Genomic DNA, 21,889 nt, shown 5'->3' on the forward strand with positions numbered 1-21,889 from the left:
GGTGGCACTGTCGCAGGCTGCGCCCGCCAGCGCAATCGCAGAGATTGGAACCTCTCCTTTTACAGCGGTGAAGACAGCGGGTTAACGCGCATTTGTGAGCCAGTCGTTTCAGTTTGCCAAAGACCTGCCTACGCATTTGCGAATTGGCAATGCGCTTAATGGACGGCATGCTGGTGGCATTCATCGACACACACAGATCCAAGGAAAAGCAGACATGTCCACCATGCTCGAAGGCAAAGTCGTTATCGTCACCGGTTCTGGCGGCGGCATCGGCCGTGATATGGCCCTGGCCATGGCCCAGCAGGGCGCCAAGGTCGTCGTCAACGACATCGGCACCTCCACCACCGGCGAAGGCCATGACGACGGCCCCGCGCAGCAGGTCGTCAACGAGATCAAAGCCGCCGGCGGCGAGGCCGTCGCCAATACCGACAGCGTCTCGGACGCCAATGCCGCGGCCAAGATCGTGCAATGCGCACTCGACAGCTTTGGCAAGCTCGACGGCATCGTCAACAACGCCGGCATCCTGCGGGACCGCTTCTTCCACAAGATGAGCGTGGACGAGTGGGACGCCGTCATCAAGGTCCACCTCTACGGCAGCTACTACGTGGCGCGCGCTGCGGCCAACCACTTCAAGGAGCAGGAGAGCGGCGCCATGGTGCACATGACCAGCACCTCCGGCCTGATCGGCAACTTTGGCCAGGCCAACTACTCGGCCGCCAAGCTGGGCATCGTCGCGCTGTCCAAGAGCATTGCGCTGGACATGGCCAAGTTCCATGTGCGCAGCAACTGCATCTCGCCCTTTGCCTGGAGCCGCATGATCGGCTCCATCCCCACCGACACGCCCGAGCAGCAGGCCCGTGTGGACAAGCTCAAGCAGATGACCCCCAACAAGATTGCGCCGCTGGCCGTCTACCTGCTGAGCGACCAGGCCAAGGACGTCAACGCCCAGGTGTTTGCGGTGCGCAATAACGAGATCTTCCTGATGAGCCAACCGCGCCCCCTGCGCTCGGTGCACCAGGGCGAAGGCTGGACGCCCGAGGACATCGCCTCGCATGCGATGCCGGCGCTCAAGTCCTCGTTTGTGCCGATGGAGCGGTCGGGGGAGGTATTTAGCTGGGATCCGGTTTGACTTGGACTTCCCCCTGAGCCGCTTTGCGGCTTCCCCCTTCTCTCACGCTGCGCGTGGGAAGGGGGACGGCACCCTCCGGGCGGGAGCGGCCCTTCGTCGGTGCCAGTTAGATCGGCTCTGCCAGTTTTTGGCGTGGCGTACGGTAGGTCGGGCGGTTATCTAACAACGCGGCCCTATAGGTGTGCTCTGACCGTTTCATAGATGCCCTTCGGTGGCGCTGCAAAACCTCCAGAACAGCCTCCTGCGCATATCCAGAGCCGATACCGAAGTTCCGTTTCCCTTCCGCCTTCGCACCACAACAACCCCAGAGACAACGACCATGACCATCAATTACCAGCAACTCAAGGCCCGGCCGTTTGCGCCGGTGCACCAGGATTATTCGCAGCGCGACACGATGCTGTATGCGCTGAGTCTGGGGGTGGGCAATGATCCGCTCGATACGCGCAATCTGCCGCTGGTCTACGAGGGCATGGCGCAGCCGCTGCAGGCGCTGCCGACGATGAGCTCGGTGCTGGGCTATCCGGGCTTTTGGGCCAAGGAGGCGGATACGGGGATTGACTGGGTCAAGCTGGTGCATGGCGAGCAGCGCACCACCATCCACCAGCCGCTGCCGGTGGGGGCCAAGGTGGTGGGCAAGACGCGGGTGACGCGGGTGATCGACAAGGGCGCGGGCAAGGGCGCGATTGTGGTCAGCGAACGCAGCCTGGAAGGCGAAGACGGCACGCGCTATGCCACCTTGGAGCAGGTCACGTTCTGCCGGGGTGATGGCGGCTACAGCGAAGCGCTGGGTGGCCAGCCCAGCGATGCCTCGCTGCCGGCACTGGCGCCCACGCCCGACACGGCACCGCGCTGGACCTATACCCACACGATCCGCCCCGAGGCTGCCCTGCTCTACCGCCTGATGGGCGATTACAACCCCCTGCATGCCGACCCCCAGGTGGCGCAGGCCGCTGGCTTTGACAAGCCCATCCTGCACGGCCTGGCCACCTACGGCATGGTCTGCCATGCGCTGGTGATGACCGCCTGCAATGGCGATGCCAGCCTGCTGCGCAGCATGCATGCGCGCTTTTCGTCGCCGGTGTTTCCGGGCGAGACCTTGCGCACCGAGGTCTGGCAGGAAGGCGATGCGCTGCAGTTCCGCGCGCTGGTGGTCGAGCGCGGCATTGTCGTGCTTAGCCATGGCAATGCCAGCCTGGCCGCTGCACAGCCATGAGCATGGGCCAAGGCCAGCAGATGGCGCTGGCAGACCTGGACCTGGCGCAGTTCATCCGCGCTGGCGACAGCATCGTCTGGGGCCAGTCGGCCGCCGAGCCGCTGTCGCTGATCCAGGCCTATGTGGCCCAGCGCCAGCGCTTTGCCCGCACCAGCGTTTTTCTGGGCATTGGCGGCGCAACCACCTTGCAGCCCGCGCATGCCGATGCCATCGACATGCGCGGCTATGCCGCTGGCGGCTCGCACCGCACGCTGGGCATGGCCGGTGTGCTCGATCCGATTCCCTGCCATTACTCACAAATACCGCAGCTGATCGCCAGCCGCCGCATCCCCATTGATGTGGTGTTTGTCCAGGTCTCGCCCCCCAATGCCGACGGCGACTGCAGCCTGGGCCTGGCCCATGACTACCTGGTCACTGCCATGCGCCATGCGCGCTGCGTGATCGCCGAGGTCAACGCCGATGTGCCCTGGGTGGCGGGAGCCAGCTTGCGCCTGGCCGATGTGGATGCCTGGGTGCAAAGCGACCAGGCCGTCGTCGACGTGCCTGCCGGCAAGATTGGCCCCGCTGAAGAGGCGATTGCGCAGCTGATCGCCAGCCGTGTGGAAGATGGCGCCACCTTGCAGCTGGGCATTGGCAACCTGCCCGATGCGGTGCTGCAGGCGCTGCAAGGTCACCGCGATCTGGGCGTGCACAGCGGCACCATTGGCGACCGCGTGGCGGACCTGGTGGAAGCCGGCGTCATCACCAATGCGCGCAAGGGCATCGATGTGGGCACCAGCGTCACCGGCCTGCTGATGGGCAGTGCCCGCACGCGGCGCTGGGCGCATCACAACGGCGCGCTGCGCATTGCCGGCACCGACTACACCCACAACGCCCGGGTGCTGGGCCAGACCCAGAAGCTCACCGCCATCAACTCGGCGATCGAGGTCGACCTAACGGGCCAGATCAATGCCGAAGTCGTGGCGGGCCAGTACCTGGGCGCGGTCGGCGGTGCGATGGACTTTCTGCGCGCCGCTGCCGCCTGCGATGGCGGCCTGCCGATTGTGGCGCTGCCCTCCACCGCGCGCGGCCAGTCGCGCATCGTCGCGCAGCTGTCCGGGCCGGTTTCCACACCGCGTGCCGATGCCGGCCTGATCGTCACCGAACACGGCATTGCCGACCTGCGCGGCCTGAGCCTGGGCCAACGCCTGCGCGCCATGCTGGCGATTGCCGCACCTGAACACCGAGACCTGCTGGCGGCCCAAGCGCGCCAGCAGCTGAATTGACTGAATTTTTCTGGAGAGATTGAAATGCGTAAAGCCGCCATCGTCACCCCCTTGCGAACCCCGGTGGGCACCTACGGGGGCAGCCTGCGCCCCGTCTCGGTCGAGGACCTGGCCGCCACCACCGTGCGTGCCGTGGTCGAGCGCAGTGGCATCGACCCCAGCCGCATCGACGATGTGGTGTTTGCCCAGTCCTATGCCAGCAGCGAAACGCCTTGCGTAGGCCGCTGGGCCGCGCTGCAGGCCGGCCTGCCGGTGGAAGTGCCCGGCATGCAGCTGGACCGCCGCTGCGGTGGCGGCCTGCAAGCGGTGGTCACCGCCTGCATGATGGTGCAAAGCGGCGCCGCCGATGTGGTGATCGCCGGCGGTGTGGAGAGCATGAGCAATATCGAGTACTACACCACCGATATGCGCTGGGGCAAGCGCGCCGGCAGCGTCACCATGTATGACCGCCTGGACCGGGGCCGCGAGCGCTCGCAACCGGTGGAGCGTTTTGGCGTCATCTCCGGCATGATCGAGACCGCCGAGAACCTGGCGCGCGACTACGGCATCAGCCGCGAAGAGGCCGACGCCTTTGCGCTGCGCAGCCACCAGCGCGCTGCCGCCGCCTGGCAGGCCGGCCGCTTTGATGCCGAGGTGGTGCCCGTCAGCGTGCCGCAACGCAAGGGCGAGCCCACGCTGTTCAGCCGTGACGAGGGCTTTCGCGCCGATGCCACGATGGATTCGCTGGGCAAGCTGCGCGCCTTGATGAAGGGCGGCACCGTCAGCGCCGGCAATGCCAGCCAGCAAAACGATGCCTCGGCCGCCTGCCTCATTGTCGCTGAAGACAAGCTCCAGGAGCTGGGCCTGACGCCGATGGCCAGCCTGGTGGGCTGGGCCGCCGCTGGCTGCGAGCCCTCGCGCATGGGCATTGGCCCGGTGCCCGCCGTCAAGAAGCTGCTGGGCAAGCTGGGCCTCTCGATGAACGACATGGACCTGGTCGAGATCAACGAGGCCTTTGCCTGCCAGGTGCTGGCCGTGCTGCAGGGCCTGGAATGGAATGACGCCGAGCGCCTGAATGTGAACGGCTCGGGCATCTCGCTGGGCCACCCGATTGGCGCGACCGGTGTGCGCATTCTGGCCACCTTGCTGCATGAGCTCGAACGCCGCAAGGGGCGCTACGGCCTGGAGACCATGTGCATCGGCGGCGGCCAGGGCATTGCCGCCGTGTTCGAGCGCTACTGAGCGCCCGCCACCCCCATCGCTTACAAAAAACCAGGAGACAAGACATGACCCTCATCCACCGCCGCGGCCTGCTGGCCGCCACGGCCGCAGCCGCCCTCAGCCTCTGCGCCTCTGTCCATGCCCAGGGGGGCCTGGGATCGGGCGCGCCGGTGCGCCTCATCGTCGGCTACTCGGCCGGCGGCCCCGTGGACCAGGGCGCACGCCTGCTGTCCATCGCGCTGTCCAAGGAGCTGGGCAGCACCGTCGTGGTCGACAACAAGACGGGCGCCAATGCCACCCTGGCCGGCAACGAAACTTCGCGCGCCAACCCCGATGGCCTGACCCTGTGGTTTGCCGCCAGCCCCACGATCACCATCAGCCCCAATGTGATGCGCAAGATGCAGTTCGACCCGGTCAAGGACCTGACCCCGATCGCACCGGTGCTGAGCTACTACAACGTGCTGGTGGCCAACAACAACGAGCCCTTCAAGACCACGCAGGCGCTGGTCGACTATGCCAAGGCCCACCCCGGCAAGCTCAGCTATGCCTCGGCCGGCGTCGGTGGCTCCAACCACCTGGGCACCTTGCTGTTTGCCAAGCGCAGCGGCATCGAGCTGAACCATGTGCCCTACCGGGGCAACGCACCAGCGATGACCGATGTGATGGGCGGCCAGATCAACATGATGATGGACATCATCAGCACCGCTGGCACCTATATCCACGGCAAGAAGGTGACCCCGATTGCCGTGACCTCGCCCCAGCGCAACCCGGCCCTGCCCGATGTGCCGACCTTTGCCGAAAGCGGCATCGAAGGCCTCAAGGGCTTTGATGTCGGCGGCTGGTACGCCGTCTACGGCCCCAAGGGCATGTCGCCCGAGCTGCAGATGCGCCTGAACAAGGCGATCAACGCCGCGCTGGCCCAGCCCGAGCTGAAGGCCAAGTACAAGGAGCTGGGCTACGACGAATGGACGGGCAGCCCCCAGACTCTCGTCGAACGCGCCGCCAAGGAACGCCAGATGTGGTCCACCGTGACCCAGGGCATTGTGGTGGATTGATAGGACCCAAGATGGAATTTCGCATTCACCAGTTTCTGGACCGCTGGCTGCAGGAGGCCCCTGACCGGCCCTTCATCTACCTGCCGGATCGCACCCTGAGCTATGCCGACCTGGGCCGCCTGGTCGATGCGCTGGAGGCGGAGCTGCGCGCGCTGCAGGTGCGCAGCGGCGACCGCGTGCTGGTGGTCGCCGAGAACTGCCCCGAGCATGCCGCGCTGCTGCTGGCCTGCAGCCGCGTCGGTGCCTGGGCCTGCGGCGTCAATGCCCGCATGGCGCCCGGCGAGGTGCGCGGCTTTGCCGACAAGGCCGATGCGCGGGTGGTCTACTTCACCGACCGCGTCTCCAAGGCCGCAGCCGCCCACGCCGAGCGCTATGGCGTCAGCCCCTCTTGCGTACCCGGCCTAGCCCACACCGCAGTACGCAGCGATGCGCTGGCCGAGCCTGAGCCCGACGGCAATCCGGTCGCCGCCATCATCTTCACCTCTGGCACCACCGGCACCCCCAAGGGTGTGCTGATGAGCCAGCGTGGTGTGGCGCACTTTGCCCGTGTCTCGGCCCAGTCGCGCAGGCTGGGGCCCGATGACAAGGTCTATGCCTTTGTGCCGATGACCCATATCTTTGGCCTGGGCACCGTGCTGCTGGCCTCGCTGTCGGCAGGGGCTGCGCTGGAGATGCGCAGCCAGTTCGAGCCCGCGGACCTGCTGGACGCGCTGGCCCACCATGGCATCACCCAGCTGCAAGGCCCACCCACCCTGTTTGCGCGCCTGCTGCAGTACTGCGAGCAGCATGGCATCAGCCAACCGGCGGCACCGCATCTGCGCTACCTCTACACCGGCGCCGGCCCGCTCGATCTGGCGCTGAAAACCAAGGTCGAGGCGCTGTTTGGCCAGACCCTGCACCACGGCTATGCGATGAGCGAATACGCTGGCTCGCTGCACCTGACGCGCATCGACGAGGCGCGCAGCGACACCAGCGCGGGCTACTGCATCGATGGCGCGGAGCTGCAGATCGTCGATCCGCACAGCGGCCGGCCGCTTCCGACCGGCGAGCGCGGCGAGATCTGGGTGCGTGGCACGGGTTTGATGCCCGGCTACTTCCGTGACCCCGAGGCCACGGCCGCCGCCTTGCGCGAAGGCGGCTGGTATGCCACCGGCGACCTGGGCGAGCTGCATGCCGATGGCGCGCTGTTCGTCGTCGGCCGCCTCAAGGAGATGATCATCCGCTCGGGCTTCAACGTCTACCCCAGCGAGGTCGAGCATACGCTGGGCAGCTTCCCCGGCATCCAGCGCGCCGCCGTCGTGGGCCAGAAAGAGGCCGATGGCAACGAGGCCGTGATCGCCTTTGTGGTGCAGGATGCCCGCCATCCACCCGATGCGCAGGCGCTGCAGGAACACCTGCGCGAACACCTGGCGCCCTACAAGCGGCCGGCGCGCATCATCGCCATCGATGAGCTGCCGGTGAATGCCAATGGCAAGGTGATGAAGCGCGAGCTGCAGGCCCGGCTGGAGGCCGAGCAGGCCGCTGCCGCGCCCGCAAGCGCTACGGCGTCGTAGCCGGCACGATCTGCTGCATGAAATCGTTCAGGCTGGCGGCAGACAACTCGCCCACGCGCTGGCCCTGCAGCTGGCCGCTGGCGTCATAGAACAAGGTGGTGGGCAGCGCGCGGCTGCCGGCCACCTCGCCCATGCTGTTGCGCGGATCGAGCAGCACCTGGCCATCGGGCAGGCCAAAGCCGCGTGCGGCCTTCAGCACCACCTCAGGCGCCTCTTGCTGGTTCACCCAGAGAAACTGCGCCTGCGGGTAGCGCTTTTGCGCCTCCAGCAGCGCAGGCATCTCGCGCACGCAAGGGGTACACCAGCTGGCCCAGAGGTTGATCACCACAGGCTTGCCCTTGAACTGGTCGAGCGCATGGGTTTGGGCATCGAGCGCCACCAGCGACAGCGGCGGCAAGGCCTTGGCGCTGGCGGAGAAGTTGTAGACCAGCGCATTGCCGCCCAGCCACAGCGCCGCAAACAGCGCCGCCGCACCCGCCAGCGGCTGCAACACCGCCTTTTTGCGCAGCCACAGCCACCACATATAGACAACCACCACCGCCAGCGCCGCCCAGGGCTCCCAGCCCCCATCGCGCACATTGAGCATCGACAGCGGCTGCGCCAGGTACTCATCGGCATAGCGGGCGACAAAGCCCAGGCGCGCCGCCACCAGCGCCAATAGCGGCAGCAGCCAGGCATGCGGCGTCGTGGACAGGCCGCGCTTGCGCGCCCAGCGCGCCAGCAGCATATCGGCCGCAAGCCATGCCAGCATCAAAATGACCAAACCCCAGGGCAGTGAGAACGGCCCGATCTGCAAACTTGCGCTCATCGTTGTATTTTTTAAAAACAGAAGGCGCTGGTGTGCGGGCACACCAGCGGCGAATCTGCTGTCTGAATACCTGGCGCGGTGTTTGGTTCCATCGCTCGGCCCCGCAGCAGGGGCCGGCGATGCAGCAGCAGCGGTTACTGGTCTTCGCTGACCAGCTTGATATTGCAGTAAGCCTGCAGCCCTTCAATGCCGCATTCCGAGCCCCAGCCGCTTTCCTTGACACCGCCAAAGGGCGCCTCGGCCATGGAGATGTTCAAGGTGTTGATGCCCAGCATGCCGGTTTGCACGCCGTTGGAGAGCTGCTGGCGCACGGCGCTGTCCTGCGTGAAGGCATAGGCCGCCAGGCCGTACTGCAGGCGGTTGGCGCGCTGCAGCGCTTCGTCCATGTCGGCGATGGGATTGATCAGCGCGACCGGGCCAAAGGGCTCCTCGTTCATCAGGCCGGCGTCTTCGGGCAGGTTGCTGATGACGGTGGGCTCCCAGAAGAAGCCCTTGCCGGGCATGCGCTTGCCGCCGGTGTGCAGGGTGGCGCCCTTTTCTTGCGCATCGGCGATCAGGCGGGTGAGGGCCTCGATGCGGCGCGGGTTGGCCAGCGGGCCCATCTGGCTACTCTCGTCCAGGCCATTGCCGACCTTGAGCTTTTTGGTGCGCTCGACAAAGGCGGTCACAAAGCTGTCGAACACATCGCGGTGTACATAAAAGCGCGTGGGCGAGATGCAGACCTGGCCGGCGTTGCGGAACTTGCCGGCGACCAGGGCGTCAGCGGCCTTGTTGATATCGGCATCCTTCCAGACGATGACCGGCGCATGGCCGCCCAGCTCCAAGGTCGCGCGCTTCATGCTCTTGGCGGCATGCGAGGCCAGCATCTTGCCCACGGCGGTGGAGCCGGTGAACGAGAACTTGGCCACCTCGGGCTGGTCGAGCAGGTAGCCCGAGACCTCGGCGGGCACGCCAAACACCATGTTCAGCACACCGGCGGGCAGGCCGGCATCGTGCAGCACGCGCACCAGCTCCTGGGCGGTGGCAGGGGTTTCCTCAGCGGGCTTGAGCACCAGGGTGCAACCCGCAGCCAAGGCGCCGGCGATCTTGCGCGCGGGGGTGATGGCCGGGAAGTTCCAGGGCGCAAAGGCGGCGCAGACGCCGACGGGCTCATGGTGCACGGCAATGCGCTGGGTCGGGGTCTTGCCCGGCACCAGGCGGCCATAGTTGCGGCGGCCTTCTTCGGCATACCAGTCGTAGGTGTCGGCAGCGGCCAGCACTTCGAGCTTGGCTTCGCGCACGGGCTTGCCCTGCTCCAGGGTCATGCAGCGGGCGATATGGTCGGCACGCTCACGGATCAGGCTGGCGGCCTTGCGCAAGATGTCCGAGCGGGCCAGTGGTGAGGTGCGCTTCCAGCCTTCAAACGCTGCGTTGGCGGCCTGCAGGGCGGCCTGCAGATCGGCGGCGCTGGCATGGGGCAGCTGGCCCAGCGTGGATTCATCAAGCGGGTTGATGACCGGCTCGCTCTTGCGGCCGTCGGCGGACAGCCATTGGCCGTTGATAAACAGTTGCAACTGTGGATAAGCTTGGGACATGCTGGGCTCCTGCAAGGGGGTTTGGAATGCATAACGCGGTCTTTCAGCGCTGAAGACCGCGTTGCCTGTGGATAAGTCTGTGGTTACTTCTTCACGAAACCACACTTGCCATCGGCCATGGGCCGGAAGGCCTGGTCACCCGGGATGGTGGCCAGCACCTTGTAGTAATCCCAAGGGCCTTTGGATTCCTCGGGCGACTTGACCTGCACCAGGTAGAGGTCGTGCACCATGCGGCCGTCCTCACGCACATGGCCGTTCTGGCTGAAGAAATCCTCGATCTTGTTGGACTTGAGGTACTTGGTCACCGCTGGGCCGTCGTCGGTCTTGGTCGCGGCCACGGCCTTCAGGTACTGGGTCACGGCCGAGTAGGTACCGGCATGCACCATCGAGGGCATGGTCTTCTTGCCCATGCGCTCAAAAAAGCGCTGCGAGAAGGCGCGCGTCTCGGGGGTGCGGTCCCAGTAGAAGGCGGTCGCAAAGGTCAGGCCCTGCGCGGTCTTGAGGCCCAGCGAATGCACGTCCTGGATGAACATGAACTGCGGCGCTACCGTCTGCTTTTGCATCAGGCCAAACTGCTTGGCCGACTTGATCGCATTGATGGTGTCATTGCCCGCGCTCACCAGGGTGACCACCGAGGCTTTCGACTCTTGCGCCTGCAGCACGAAGGATGAGAAATCGCTGGCATTGAGCGGGAAGTTGGTGCGCCCCACGATCTTGCCGCCGCCCTTGCTGACGATATTGGTCACCGTCTCGGCGCCAGCCTTGCCGAAGGCATAGTCCACCGCCATGATGTACCAGTCCTTCTTGCCTTTTTCCAGCATCGCGTGGGCCACGCCGCTGGCCATCGCATAGGTGTCATAGGTGTAGTGGATGCCGGTGGGGATGCAGGCTTCGCTGGTCAGCGCATCCGATGCGCCGCCCGAGGTCAGCACCAGCTTGTTGCGCTCCTTGGCCAGGTTGTAGACCGCCATCGCGACGGCCGAGTTGTTCAGGTCCACCACCACATCCACGCCATCGGTATCGAACCAGGTGCGTGCGCGGCTGGCGCCGACATCGGCCTTGCCCTGGTGGTCGGCAAACACCACCTCGATCTTCTTGCCCCCGACCGTGCCGCCAAAGTCCTCGACCGCCATGCGCGCGGCTTCGAGCGAGCCCCGCCCTGCGGTATCGGCATAGGGGCCGGACATATCGCTGAGCACGGCAATCTTGATGACATCGTCAGAGATGCCCTGCGCTTGCGCGCCCGTCGTGCAGCATGCGGCCATGGCCAAAGCCAGCGCGGTCATTTTCATGGTCTTGTCTCCGGTTTTATAGAAAGCGTTTGACAGACGATGCTAGAGATTTCTGGCCCCCTGGTTTCTGCATTTGCCAAGCGCCGCCTTAGCCTGCGCCAAAGCCTAGAAAACCCTGATACCCACAGAAGCGAAAGCAGTGTCACCCAGGTTCGTCAAGCGCGGCCAAACCCCCTCTTCGGCAACCAATAATTGCGTGCAGCAGGCAATGGGGCCATGCTTCACCATCCGCTATCTCCTCAGAAAGATTCCGCAATGACACCCTCGATGTCAAGCCAGTACCAGGCTGCATTGGATACGGGCAGCTTCCAGATTCAGCGCTGCAAGGCCTGTGCCCAGGCCATCTTCTACCCCCGTGAGCTGTGCCCGCATTGCGGCAGCGATGCGCTGGCCTGGGAGCAACCCAGCGGCCAGGGCACGGTCTACTCGACCACAGTGATCCGCCGCAAGGCCGAGGCCGGTGGCGACTACAACGTCGCGCTGGTGGACCTGGCAGAGGGCCCGCGCATGATGAGCCGCGTCGAAGGCATGGCACCGGCCGATGTGAAGATCGGCATGGCGGTGAAAGCCGAAGTCATCGCGCACAACGGCAAGGGCCTGGTGGTGTTCAAAGCCGCATAACGAGGGATAAAAACATGGCACAAGTACATACCAGCAGCGGCCTGCGCGCGCTGCGCGGCAAGGCCGCCATCACCGGCGTGGCCACCTATGGCTGCGGCGAAGCCCCGGGCTCGGACGATATGCTGCTGCTCGCCCGCGCTGCACACGCCGCCGTGGCCGATGCGGGCCTGACGATGCAGGACATCGACGGCCTGGCCACCTGCAGCGTCAACGCCACCATGTGGCCCATGCCGGTGATCGAGCACCTGGGCATCTACCCGAACTACATCAACGGCACCATGGTGGGCGGCTCCAGCTTTATCGCCCACCTGCTGCCGTCGATCATGGCCTTGGAGGCCGGCCAGTGCAAGCATGTGCTGGTCTGCTACGGCAGCGCCCAGCGCTCTGCTGCCTTTGGCCGCAAAGAATCGACCGCTGCGCGCAAGTTCATGGACCCGCAGCCTTTTGAGCACCCGTTTGAGCCCACGATGCCGGTCGCGGCCTATGCGATGGCTGCGGCGCGCCATATGCACCAGTACGGCACCACGCGCGAGCAGCTTGCGGCCGTCGCCGTCTCGGCGCGCCAGTGGGCGCAGAAGAACCCCGAAGCCTTCATGCGCGATCCGCTCTCCATCGAGCAGGTGCTGGGCGCGCGCATGGTGGCCGATCCCTTCACCGTGCGCGACTGCTGCCTGGTGACCGATGGCGGCGGCGCCTTTGTGCTCAGCCGCGCCGAAGATGCCCAGCGCGGCCCGAACGCGCCCATCTATGTGCTGGGCAATGCGACCGCTTGCTGGAACCGCCAGATCTCGTCGATGCCCGACCTCACCGTCACCGCCGCAAGCCAGTCGGGCGCGCAGGCCTTTGCGATGGCGGGCCTGACGGCGCAGGACATGGATGTGGTCGAGCTCTACGACGCCTTCACCATCAACACCCTGCTCTTCCTGGAGGACCTGGGCTTTGTCAAAAAGGGCGAGGCCGGTGCCTTTGTTGCCAGCGGCGCGATTGCACCGGGCGGCAGCCTGCCGGTCAACACCAATGGCGGCGGCCTGTCCTGCGTGCACCCGGGCATGTACGGCATCTTTGCGCTGATCGAGGCAGTGCGCCAGCTGCGCGGCAACTGCGGCGAGCGCCAGGTGGCGGGCGCCCAGCTCGCACTGGCCCACGGCAATGGCGGCACCCTGTCCAGCCAGGCCACAGCGATTTTGGGTACGGCGGCAACGCTCTAAAGCCCTGCAACAGAGAACCATCCATGATCCGAGACCAAGAAACCCTGGACGCGCTGCTCGACAGCGTGCGCCGCTTTGTACGCGAGCGCCTGGTGCCCGCCGAGAACGAAGTTGCCGAGACCGACGAGATCCCCGAAGCCATCGTGCAGGAGATGCGCGATCTGGGCCTGTTCGGCCTGACCATTCCTGAAGCGTTCGGCGGCCTGGAGCTGACGATGGAAGAGGAAGTGCATGTGCTGCTGGAGCTGTGCCAGACCTCGCCCGCCTTCCGCTCGGTGATCGGCACCACGGTGGGCATCGGCTCGCAAGGCATCCTGATGGATGGCACCGATGCCCAGAAGGCCGAATGGCTGCCGCGCCTGGCCACCGGCGAGGTGATCGCCTCGTTTGCGCTGACCGAGCCCGAAGCCGGCTCGGACGCGGCCTCCCTGCGCACCACCGCCGTCAAGCAGGGCGACCACTACCTCGTCAACGGCACCAAGCGCTTCATCACCAATGCGCCCCATGCCGGCATGTTCACCCTGATGGCGCGCACCAACCCTGCCGACAAGGGCGCCGGGGGCGTGTCCTCCTTCATCGTCGATGCCAAGAGCCCGGGCATCAGCTTTGGCAAGTACGACAAGAAGATGGGCCAGCGCGGCGCCCACACCTGCGATGTGATCTTTGACAACGTCAAGGTGCCCGCAGCCAACCTGATTGGCCTGCAAGAGGGCCGGGGCTTCAAGACCGCGATGAAGGTGCTGGAAAAGGGCCGTATCCACATCGCCGCCGTAGCGGTGGGCTGCGCCAAGCGCATCCTGCGCGATGCGCTGCAGTACTCGCTCGAGCGCAAGCAGTTTGGCCAGGCGATCTGCGACTTCCAGCTGGTGCAGGCCATGCTGGCTGACAGCCAGGCCGAGCTCTATGCCGCCGAGTGCATGACCATCGACGCCGCGCGCCGCCGCGATGCGGGCCAGAACGTCTCGACCGAGGCATCGAGCGCCAAGATGTTTGCCACCGAGATGTGCGGCCGCGTGGCCGACCGTGCGGTGCAGATCCTGGGCGGCTCGGGCTATATGGCCGAGTACGGCATCGAGCGCTTCTACCGCGATGTGCGCCTGTTCCGCCTCTACGAGGGCACCACCCAGATCCAGCAGATCATCATTGCGCGCAACATGGTGCGCGACGCCAAGGCCGCCGCATGAGCACCACCCCACCCCGCCAGCAGCTGAGCATCGAGGACCTCAACACCCGCGTGCCCTTTTTGCGCCTCATCGGCGCGCGCCAGGACCCGAACTTTGAAGACGGCATCGTGCGCGTGCACCTGCCCGACCTGCGCGAGGAGCTGTGCAACCAGCTGCCCGCCGCGCATGGCGGCATCCTGATGACCCTGCTCGACGTGGCCATGTCGCGCGCTGCCGTGCTCGCGCCCGGCGCGCCGTCAAGCACCGCCGTCACCGTCGAGATGTCCTCGCGCTTCATCTACCCGGGCCGTGGCCCGCTGGTCGCCGAAGGCTGGGTCATCAACCAGGGCCGCTCGCTGTGCACCTGCCAGGCCAACATCTACGACGCCAACCGCCGCATCCTGGCCACCGCCCAAGGCACCTTCAAATACTGGAAAGCCCACGCCTACGACAACACGGCCGAACCCAGTGCATAACTGAGGGGAAAAGCACAGCCATGTGCATAGTTTTGTGGATAAGCCACCAACTTATCCACGACCCACCAGAAATCCACCGACTTACCCCCAACGAAAACGCGACCCGAAGGTCGCGTTTGTTTTTGGAGAACCGAATAGGGAACCCAACAGTGGAATTCGGTTTTCAACAGCAAAGTCAGCAGCGCGCGCAGCGCCCAAGCCACCCACCCCAATGGCGAGATGGGCCCGCAGGCTAGGCGTGGGGCCGCAGACAATACTTTGGTATGGCAAGGCGCCACAACAACGCATGCGGGCCCATATCGCCACCCCCATACGAAAACCACCCAAGCCCCAGCCAGACTAAGCATTCGCCGCAGCACACATGCACCACGAACAAACACTTCAGACCTAGAAAACTTACTTATCCGGCAGCTCGATCTTCACTTCCAAGACTTCGAGATTGTCTTGTCGTTCGAGATTGACGCGGACGTCATCTGGGTTGATGGAGACATACTTGGCAATGACAGCCATCAGCTCCTTCTGCAGCGCAGGCAGATAGTCTGGCTGGTTGTTGCTACGGCCCGTGCGCTCACGCGCCAAAATAATCTGCAGCCGCTCCTTGGCGACCGACGCGGTCTTTTTCTTTTCACCCAAGAACAGGGACAGCAAGGACATTGAACTTACCTCCCAAAAATGCGTTTGAAGAAACCAGGCTTTTGCGCATCGGTAAAGCGCATCGGCTTGTCTTCACCCAAAAAGCGTGCCACCACATCCTTGTAGGCTTCGGACACATCGGTCTGGTTCAGGTTGATCGCAGGCGTGCCCTGGTTGGACGCCTGCAGCACCGATTCCGACTCGGGAATCACACCGATCAGCGGAATGCGCAGAATGTCCTGGATATCTTCCAGCGACAGCATCTGGCCGTCCTGCACCCGGTTGGGGTTGTAGCGCGTGATCAGCAAGTGCTCCTTGATCGGATCGCCGCCATCGACGGCGCGCTTGGTCTTGGAACTGAGCATGCCCAGAATGCGGTCCGAGTCACGCACGGACGACACCTCAGGGTTGGTGACCACCAGCGCCTCGTCAGCAAAGTGCATCGCCATCAGCGCGCCGCTCTCGATACCGGCGGGCGAGTCGCAGACGATGAAGTCAAAGTCCATCGCCGCCAGGTCCTTGAGGATCTTCTCGACCCCGTCCTGCGTCAGCGCATCCTTGTCGCGCGTTTGCGAGGCGGCCAGGATGTAGAGGTTCTCCAGCTGCTTGTCCTTGATCAGCGCCTGGTTGAGGTTGGCCTCGCCCTGGATCACATTGATCAGGTCATAGACCACACGGCGCTCGCAGCCCATGATCAGGTCCAGATTGCGCAGGCCGACATCGAAGTCGATCACCGCAGTCTTGTGGCCGCTCAGTGCCAGTCCGGCCGCAAAGCTTGCACTGGTGGTAGTTTTTCCAACTCCGCCCTTGCCGGAAGTTACAACGACGATTTTTGCCATCTTTCGATCCGATCCCTTTACGTCCTCAAATGTCCAAAGCCCGGTGCGGGCCGTCCCCGTGCGCCTGTCACAGCGGCTCGATCAACAGTTTCTCACCTTCAAGCCGCACCACGGCTGCCTTGCCCGACAGCTCGGCGGGCCAATCCGACTCGACCGTGCGGTAGATGCCCGCGATGGACACCAGCTGCGGCTCAAAACAGGTGCAATAAATACGTGCACTCTTGTCCCCCCGGGCGCCGGCCACGGCCCGGCCCCGCAAGGGCCCGTAGACATGGACGTTGCCATCGGCAATCACCTCGGCGCCGTAGCTGACGATGGCGTTGACGATCACATCGCTGCCCGCCGCATAGACCTGCTGGCCCGAGCGCATCGGTTTGTCGACCCGCATGGTCGCCTTGGCCGGCAGCTGCACTTCCTTGATGACCTCGACTTCGACCTCGCGCACTTCGGGCTCGGCCGCCTTGCGCGCCGGTGGCGCCTCGGGCGCGGCAATCAGGCCGGCCGCATAGGCACTGGCCATCTGCGCCTCGCTGCCGCCGCGCACCGCCACCGGTGTGGTGCGGTACTGGCGCAGCAAGGCCACCAGGGCGGCAAAGTCGATGTCCTCATCGGCCTCGCGCAGCTGCGCCAGATCGACCAGCACCGGGTCATGGTCGAAAAAGGCGGAATCGCTGCCAAAACGCTCGGCAAACTCCTGCGCCAACTGCTCCAGGTCGGCCGAACGCAGAGCGAACGCAACCACCGGCAACTGGGCGCTTTTCATATCGAAACCGCTGCGCTGGGTCGTTTCACCTGACATGGTTATAAGCCGATCTAGTTACTGGACATGAATCGGCAAAGTGTAACCTGCCTGACGTGAATCGCCGCGGCCGGTCTGCCGTTTTGCCCGGATTGACAACACTCTTTTACCAATGAAGCCGCGCTTACGGGCGGATACAGAGTGCCATAAAAAAGGGCGCTTGCGCGCCCTCAAAGAATGCCACAACCCGTCAAGGCTTGAGCTGGAAACCGCAGTGGCCGCAGAACACATCGTCGGCCGCCACCACTTCAAAGCAGCTGCGGCAGCGCAGCAACGGCTCGGAGGCCGCCGGTGCCGCTGGCGCTGCTGTAGGCGGCAAGGCCGATGCGGCTGCCGCACCGCCTGCTACCGCTGCAGTACCCAGGCCGGCTGCTGGCGCTGGCGCCACAGGGGCTTGCACCGGGGCAGGAGCCACCACGGGCGCCGGGGCTACAGGAGCCGGAGCGACAGGGGCTGGTGGCTGCACAGGCGCAGGCGCGGGTACCGGCGCGGCCACCGGTGCAGGGACTGGCGCCACGGGCGCTGCAGGTGCAGCAGATGCGACCGGCGCAGGTGCCGGGGCAAAGATATCGTGGTGCGATGCCACCGGTGCGGAAGGCGTCACTGGCGCCACAGGCGCTGCCGGGCCACGCGCCGCAGCACCCTGGTGGCCATGGCCATCCATATGCGCGGCATGGCGCACCTTGTCGGCCGCTTCACGGGCCATGCCCTGGGCCTGGCGGGCCTTTTCGCGCGCCAGGTCAATGCCGGCCTGCAGGCTCTCTTCGGTGCCCTGCTCATCAAGACCGTCGGTGACCATCAGGTAGATGATGTTCACGCCCATGATCATCACCTGCATGGTCAGCGCCATGAGCACCGCAAACAGGATCACGGTCGACAGGGTGCCGGCCAGCATATGGCCGCTGCTGGCCATCGCGCCAAAGGCGGCGGAGTTGCCCATGCCGCCCATCGAGGCCATCATGCTCGGGCCAATCACGCCGCTGGCAATGGCCGTCATGTAGGCAAAGCCGGGGATAAAGCCGGTGAACACCACCAGGGTGATCACGGTGATGACGATGTAGAGCGCCAGCAGCATCAGCACCAGTGGCACCAGGCGCGTGCGCACGACGGCCACCACCAGCGATACTGCGCGGCGCAGCGAGCGGCCATCCCAGATCGCGGGCGCGAGCAGGGGCGCCGCCACCCAGTACAGCGCGATGAAGAACACCGAGGCGGCGATCACCATCACCGGGTGGGCAAAGAACAGCAGGATCGGTCCGATGAACGGGATCTTGCAGACGAAATACACAATGGCCGCCACCAGGCACAGGCCCAGCACCACGGCCAGCACCAGCAGACCAAACAGGATAAAGCGCGGCACACACAGCAGGCCCGCCCGGATCGCGGCGGCAACGCTGCGCTGCTCCACATCCTTGGCCTTGTCCTGCAGCAGGATGCCGACAGCCGACATGCCGGCCGAGAACACCACCGAGGCGATGACCAGGAACAGCAGCGCCAGCAGCATGCTGCCCGCACGGGTTGCCAGCATCTGGCCGCCCACCATCACCAGCCCTCCGGCCAGCCAGGTCAGGAACGACAAGCCGAGCACACGCCACTGGGTCAGCCCCTCGGCCGCTCGCATCAGTTGGCCAAAGTCAATGGACTTCAACATCGATTGGGGAGAAGACATCTGCGATTCCTTCGTCGTTTTTACCGTATAGCTGCTCCGCCATGGCCCGCGCAGGCGCGTTCATGGCGGAGATGGAGGGATGGGCCGCCTGCTCAGTCGATGCGGCTGGGCCAGGGCTTGGCCTGGATCACGAAGTGCTCGACACCGGCGGGCACATTCTTGTCGGCGGATTTCTTGACCTCGACCGGGTTGCCGGCCTCGGTGGGCGCGGTGCCGGAATTGGTGTTGACCTTCTTGGCGCGCAGATCGCGCGGCGAGACGGTCACATAGATCGTCGCGCCGCCGCGGTTGTCGGCCATCATCGTGGCGATGTCCTTGATGGCGACCATCGCATCCTTGTGCTCCTGGCGCGACTTGGCGGCCCAGGGCAGATCGAGCGAGACCGAATCGAGCACCGGCATGGCGCGCGTGGCGGGCGCCTGGCTGGTGCTGAAGACCTGCTCGGTCGTCATGGTCTTGCTGCCTTCCTTGATGCGCTGCTTGGCAGGCAGGGCCGACATGGCCTCGACGGCCCGCAGGCGCAGGGCCTCGGCTTCATCGATCTCGCCCTTCATCTTCTGCTCCCAGGTCAGCAGTGCAGGTGGCACGGCAGGCTCACGGCAGCCGGGGGGCGATGCGACACCGCATTCGACCTGCACCGGCACAGCCGGCGCCGGAGCCGGCGCGGGTTCTGGCGGAGGGGCTGCACAACCGGCCAGCGCGAGCACCGACACCAGGGCGGACATTTTCATCAACAGCTTCACAAGGCTCTCCTTCAATTCAGCAAATCATCCAAGGTCTGTTTGCGCGCCGGCTTGCGCACCGCCGGGCGGGCCGGTGCAGGTGCCGGGGCGGGCGCTTCTTCCACCGCCACGGCAGCGGCTGCCGCGTCCTCGGCGGGCGCTGGCGCCAGCAGCGTTTCATTGGGGGCGAGTGCGGCATCGGTCGCGACCATCGCAGGCGCTGCGGACTCTACCGGCACGGCCGCATCGGCGGCCACGGGCTGGGCGGGCGCAGCAGGGGCGGAGACGCTGGGCGCTGCCACCGCGCCACCGGCCGGGCGCCCTTGCTGGCTCTTCCACCACCAGGCGCCGCCACCGGCCAGGACAGCGACGCCCAGCAGCGCCAGCACGATGCGCAGCCCCTGGCCACTGGGGGGCTGGGGGGCTTCGGGCATGGGGTTGCGCAGCTGCGCGCTGGCACGTGGCCGCACAGGGGTATCGGGGGCAACGGGAGGGGCACGCCTGGCAGCGGCATCGGTCTCCCACAAGGGCACCTCGGGATCGCGCAGTGCGGGCGCAGGCACGGCCGCTGTCGGGCTTGCCGCCGCTCCGCCAATCACCATCGCGGCGCTGGTCTGGATGCGCTCGCCCGGCGGCAGGCTCGAGGGCGGCAGGGAGCTGTCCTGCACATTGCCAAAGACCAGGATGGCCTTTTCTTCGGCCACGCTCAGCGGGGCATCCCAGTCGGGGGCCGTGTCCTGAAATCCAGGGGTTTCTTCAAAACGGCATCCACACTGCTTGCAAAACAACGCCTGGCCCTTGCACAGCGCGCCGCAATCGGGGCAGGTGGCGTAGGCGGCCACCGGCGCAGCCGGCATATTGCGCGGGCTGGCTGCGGCCTCGGGCGCCACGGCGGTCTGCAGCTTGCAGCCGCATTTTCGACAAAATTTGGCGCCGGCGGCCAATGCCTCGCCACATTGCACACAGTTCATGGAAACCCTCTCTCCCTAAACAAACAGGTTGCTGCTAGCAACCTACCGTATTTGTTATCAATGTCATTGTGATTATCTATCGCATTGGCCAAACAAGCCAGTGTCAGCACACCACAGACTTGCACGGTCATTGCCGCTGGGGCCCCTGCAGTCCCCGCCCTGGCCCTGCTTAGAGAGTTTCCCTCTCTCTACAAGGCTTGGCAAATTCACTATGATGCAGCACCTTTTCTCTCGCTCGCCTGCAACTGCCCCTCCCGGAGCAGCCCTGCCTGCGGCCTGCCAAAACCATGTCTGATTCCTTCCTTCCCCGCTGGCGTGAAGTGCGCCCCGGCGCTGACGATGTCGTCGCACCCGACGAGCGCCTGCCCTGGCCACAAACCTCGATCATGGGGGTGCAGCATGTCATCGCCATGTTTGGCTCGACCATTCTGGCGCCCATTTTGATGGGTTTTGACCCCAATGTCGCCATTTTGATGAGTGGCGTCGGCACTTTGATCTTCTTTTTGATCACCGGCGGGCGCGTGCCCAGCTACCTGGGATCGAGCTTTGCGTTCATCGGCGTGGTGATTGCCGCCACCGGCTATGCCGGCTCCGGGCCTAATGCCAACATCGGCATGGCGCTGGGCGGCATCATCGCCTGCGGCCTGCTCTACACCTTGATCGGCTTTATCGTGCAGGCGGTGGGCACCGGCTGGATCGAGCGCTTCATGCCGCCGGTGGTGACGGGCGCGATCGTGGCCGTGATCGGCCTGAACCTGGCCACGGTTCCCGTCAAGAACATGGCCAGCAACAACTTCGAGAGCTGGATGCAGGCGATGACCTTTGTCTGCGTCGGCATGGTGGCCGTGCTCACCCGGGGCATGGTGCAGCGCCTGCTGATCCTGGTGGGCCTGATTGCCGCAGCCATCCTCTACGCCATCCTGACCAATGGCATGGGCCTGGGCAAGCCGGTGGATCTGTCGGGCCTGGCCACGGCCGCCTGGATCGGCATGCCCAATTTCTCTGCCCCCCAGTTCAGCCCGCAGTCGATGGTGCTGATCGCCCCGATCGTGATCATCCTCGTGGCCGAGAACCTGGGCCACATCAAGGCCGTGACGGCCATGACCGGCCGCAACCTGGACCAGTACATGGGCCGGGCCTTCATCGGTGACGGCGTGGCCACGATGGTCAGCGGCGGCGTGGGCGGCACGGGCGTGACCACCTATGCAGAAAACATCGGTGTGATGGCGGCCACCCGCATCTACTCCACCGCGGTGTTCATGGTCGCAGGCCTCATTGCACTGCTGCTGGGCTTCTCGCCCAAGTTCGGCGCGCTGATCCAGGCGATTCCACTGCCCGTCATGGGCGGTGTGTCCATCGTGGTGTTCGGGCTGATTGCGGTGGCCGGCGCCAAGATCTGGGTGGAAAACAAGGTGGATTTCTCGCAGAACAAGAACCTGATCGTTGCGGCGATCACCTTGATCATCGGCACCGGTGACTTCACCCTGAAGTTCGGCAGCTTTGCGCTGGGCGGCATCGGGACCGCGACCTTTGGCGCGATCATCCTCTACCAACTGCTCAACCGCAGCGACAAGCGCTGAGCGGCACGCCAACGCATCCCCAAGCCCGGTTGTCCCGGGCTTTTTTATGCGCTAAATTGTTGCAGTGCAACAATAAATTGCCTGCGCAGTAGCACTTATCCACAATCGGGTATTCCCGG

General features: G+C 65.2%; 20 protein-coding genes. 11 read left to right on the forward strand and 9 right to left on the reverse strand.

The annotated features are described in order from the left end of the window. The first annotated feature begins 223 nt into the window (after window positions 1–223). The 6 genes from WH265_RS20930 to WH265_RS20955 all read left to right on the forward strand — a co-directional run bounded on the left by WH265_RS20930 (window position 224) and on the right by WH265_RS20955 (window position 7,415). Window positions 224–1,129 carry an SDR family NAD(P)-dependent oxidoreductase gene (locus WH265_RS20930; protein WP_027010539.1) on the forward strand — a complete coding sequence of 302 codons (906 nt, stop codon included), beginning with the start codon at window positions 224–226 and terminating at the stop codon, window positions 1,127–1,129. A 319-nt stretch (window positions 1,130–1,448) separates the two neighbouring features. Next, the gene (locus WH265_RS20935) at window positions 1,449–2,342 is read left to right on the forward strand and encodes a MaoC/PaaZ C-terminal domain-containing protein (protein ID WP_133856714.1); all 894 of its coding nucleotides are present in this window, start codon (window positions 1,449–1,451) and stop codon (window positions 2,340–2,342) included. After that, a complete protein-coding gene (locus WH265_RS20940; protein WP_445228561.1) occupies window positions 2,339–3,607 on the forward strand; it encodes an acetyl-CoA hydrolase/transferase family protein in 1,269 nt (422 codons plus the stop codon). Before WH265_RS20935 ends, WH265_RS20940 begins: the two co-directional genes overlap by 4 nt. Before the next feature lie 24 nt (window positions 3,608–3,631). Further along, window positions 3,632–4,828, forward strand: coding sequence for an acetyl-CoA C-acetyltransferase (locus tag WH265_RS20945; protein WP_021025404.1), 1,197 nt, complete (start codon window positions 3,632–3,634; stop codon window positions 4,826–4,828). Window positions 4,829–4,872: 44 nt separating this feature from the next. Beyond that, window positions 4,873–5,862: a Bug family tripartite tricarboxylate transporter substrate binding protein gene (locus WH265_RS20950; protein WP_339536670.1), complete on the forward strand. Its 990-nt coding sequence runs from the start codon at window positions 4,873–4,875 to the stop codon at window positions 5,860–5,862. Window positions 5,863–5,873: 11 nt separating this feature from the next. Next, entirely contained in the window at window positions 5,874–7,415 is a 1,542-nt protein-coding gene (locus tag WH265_RS20955) for a class I adenylate-forming enzyme family protein (RefSeq protein WP_339559541.1), read from the forward strand. Here WH265_RS20955 and WH265_RS20960 read toward each other — a convergent pair. The 3 genes from WH265_RS20960 to WH265_RS20970 all read right to left on the reverse strand — a co-directional run bounded on the left by WH265_RS20960 (window position 7,402) and on the right by WH265_RS20970 (window position 11,089). Continuing rightward, complete coding sequence (locus tag WH265_RS20960) at window positions 7,402–8,223, reverse strand: TlpA disulfide reductase family protein (RefSeq protein WP_339559542.1); 822 nt, start codon at window positions 8,221–8,223, stop codon at window positions 7,402–7,404. The genes WH265_RS20955 and WH265_RS20960 overlap by 14 nt on opposite strands. Before the next feature lie 134 nt (window positions 8,224–8,357). Continuing rightward, window positions 8,358–9,797, reverse strand: coding sequence for an NAD-dependent succinate-semialdehyde dehydrogenase (locus WH265_RS20965; RefSeq protein ID WP_021027466.1), 1,440 nt, complete (start codon window positions 9,795–9,797; stop codon window positions 8,358–8,360). Window positions 9,798–9,880: 83 nt separating this feature from the next. Then, entirely contained in the window at window positions 9,881–11,089 is a 1,209-nt protein-coding gene (locus WH265_RS20970) for an ABC transporter substrate-binding protein (RefSeq protein WP_339559543.1), read from the reverse strand. A 255-nt stretch (window positions 11,090–11,344) separates the two neighbouring features. Between WH265_RS20970 and WH265_RS20975 the strand changes: the two genes are divergently transcribed. The 4 genes from WH265_RS20975 to WH265_RS20990 are packed head-to-tail and all read left to right on the forward strand — an operon-like array spanning window position 11,345 to window position 14,557. Next, a complete protein-coding gene (locus tag WH265_RS20975; RefSeq protein WP_312988047.1) occupies window positions 11,345–11,710 on the forward strand; it encodes a Zn-ribbon domain-containing OB-fold protein in 366 nt (121 codons plus the stop codon). A gap of 14 nt (window positions 11,711–11,724) precedes the next feature. Continuing rightward, window positions 11,725–12,918 carry a thiolase gene (locus WH265_RS20980; RefSeq protein WP_339559544.1) on the forward strand — a complete coding sequence of 398 codons (1,194 nt, stop codon included), beginning with the start codon at window positions 11,725–11,727 and terminating at the stop codon, window positions 12,916–12,918. A 23-nt stretch (window positions 12,919–12,941) separates the two neighbouring features. Next, on the forward strand, window positions 12,942–14,102 hold the full coding sequence (locus tag WH265_RS20985; RefSeq protein ID WP_021027470.1) for an acyl-CoA dehydrogenase family protein: 1,161 nt from the start codon (window positions 12,942–12,944) through the stop codon (window positions 14,100–14,102). Beyond that, window positions 14,099–14,557 (forward strand): PaaI family thioesterase, encoded by a 459-nt coding sequence (locus WH265_RS20990; protein ID WP_021027471.1) that lies wholly within the window; start codon window positions 14,099–14,101, stop codon window positions 14,555–14,557. Before WH265_RS20985 ends, WH265_RS20990 begins: the two co-directional genes overlap by 4 nt. A gap of 396 nt (window positions 14,558–14,953) precedes the next feature. On the opposite strand, the gene minE is transcribed toward WH265_RS20990, so the two are convergent. The 6 genes from minE to WH265_RS21020 form a co-directional block, all read right to left on the reverse strand. Then, complete coding sequence (minE, locus tag WH265_RS20995) at window positions 14,954–15,211, reverse strand: cell division topological specificity factor MinE (protein WP_021027472.1); 258 nt, start codon at window positions 15,209–15,211, stop codon at window positions 14,954–14,956. A gap of 5 nt (window positions 15,212–15,216) precedes the next feature. Next, window positions 15,217–16,029, reverse strand: a complete 813-nt coding sequence (gene minD / locus WH265_RS21000) for a septum site-determining protein MinD (RefSeq protein ID WP_021027473.1) — start codon at window positions 16,027–16,029, stop codon at window positions 15,217–15,219. Window positions 16,030–16,096: 67 nt separating this feature from the next. Next, window positions 16,097–16,828 carry a septum site-determining protein MinC gene (minC, locus tag WH265_RS21005; RefSeq protein ID WP_021027474.1) on the reverse strand — a complete coding sequence of 244 codons (732 nt, stop codon included), beginning with the start codon at window positions 16,826–16,828 and terminating at the stop codon, window positions 16,097–16,099. A 190-nt stretch (window positions 16,829–17,018) separates the two neighbouring features. Beyond that, a complete protein-coding gene (locus WH265_RS21010; RefSeq protein WP_339559545.1) occupies window positions 17,019–18,497 on the reverse strand; it encodes a hypothetical protein in 1,479 nt (492 codons plus the stop codon). Between the two features lie 92 nt (window positions 18,498–18,589). Next, complete coding sequence (locus WH265_RS21015) at window positions 18,590–19,228, reverse strand: hypothetical protein (protein WP_339559546.1); 639 nt, start codon at window positions 19,226–19,228, stop codon at window positions 18,590–18,592. 23 nt (window positions 19,229–19,251) lie between these two features. Next, entirely contained in the window at window positions 19,252–20,190 is a 939-nt protein-coding gene (locus WH265_RS21020) for a double zinc ribbon domain-containing protein (protein WP_339559547.1), read from the reverse strand. A 287-nt stretch (window positions 20,191–20,477) separates the two neighbouring features. On the opposite strand from WH265_RS21020, the gene WH265_RS21025 reads away from it, so the two are divergent. Beyond that, entirely contained in the window at window positions 20,478–21,770 is a 1,293-nt protein-coding gene (locus tag WH265_RS21025; protein WP_339559548.1) for a solute carrier family 23 protein, read from the forward strand. Window positions 21,771–21,889 lie beyond the last annotated feature (119 nt).

It is taken from the genome of Comamonas sp. MYb396 (assembly GCF_037479555.1).
GTDB lineage: Bacteria > Pseudomonadota > Gammaproteobacteria > Burkholderiales > Burkholderiaceae_C > Comamonas.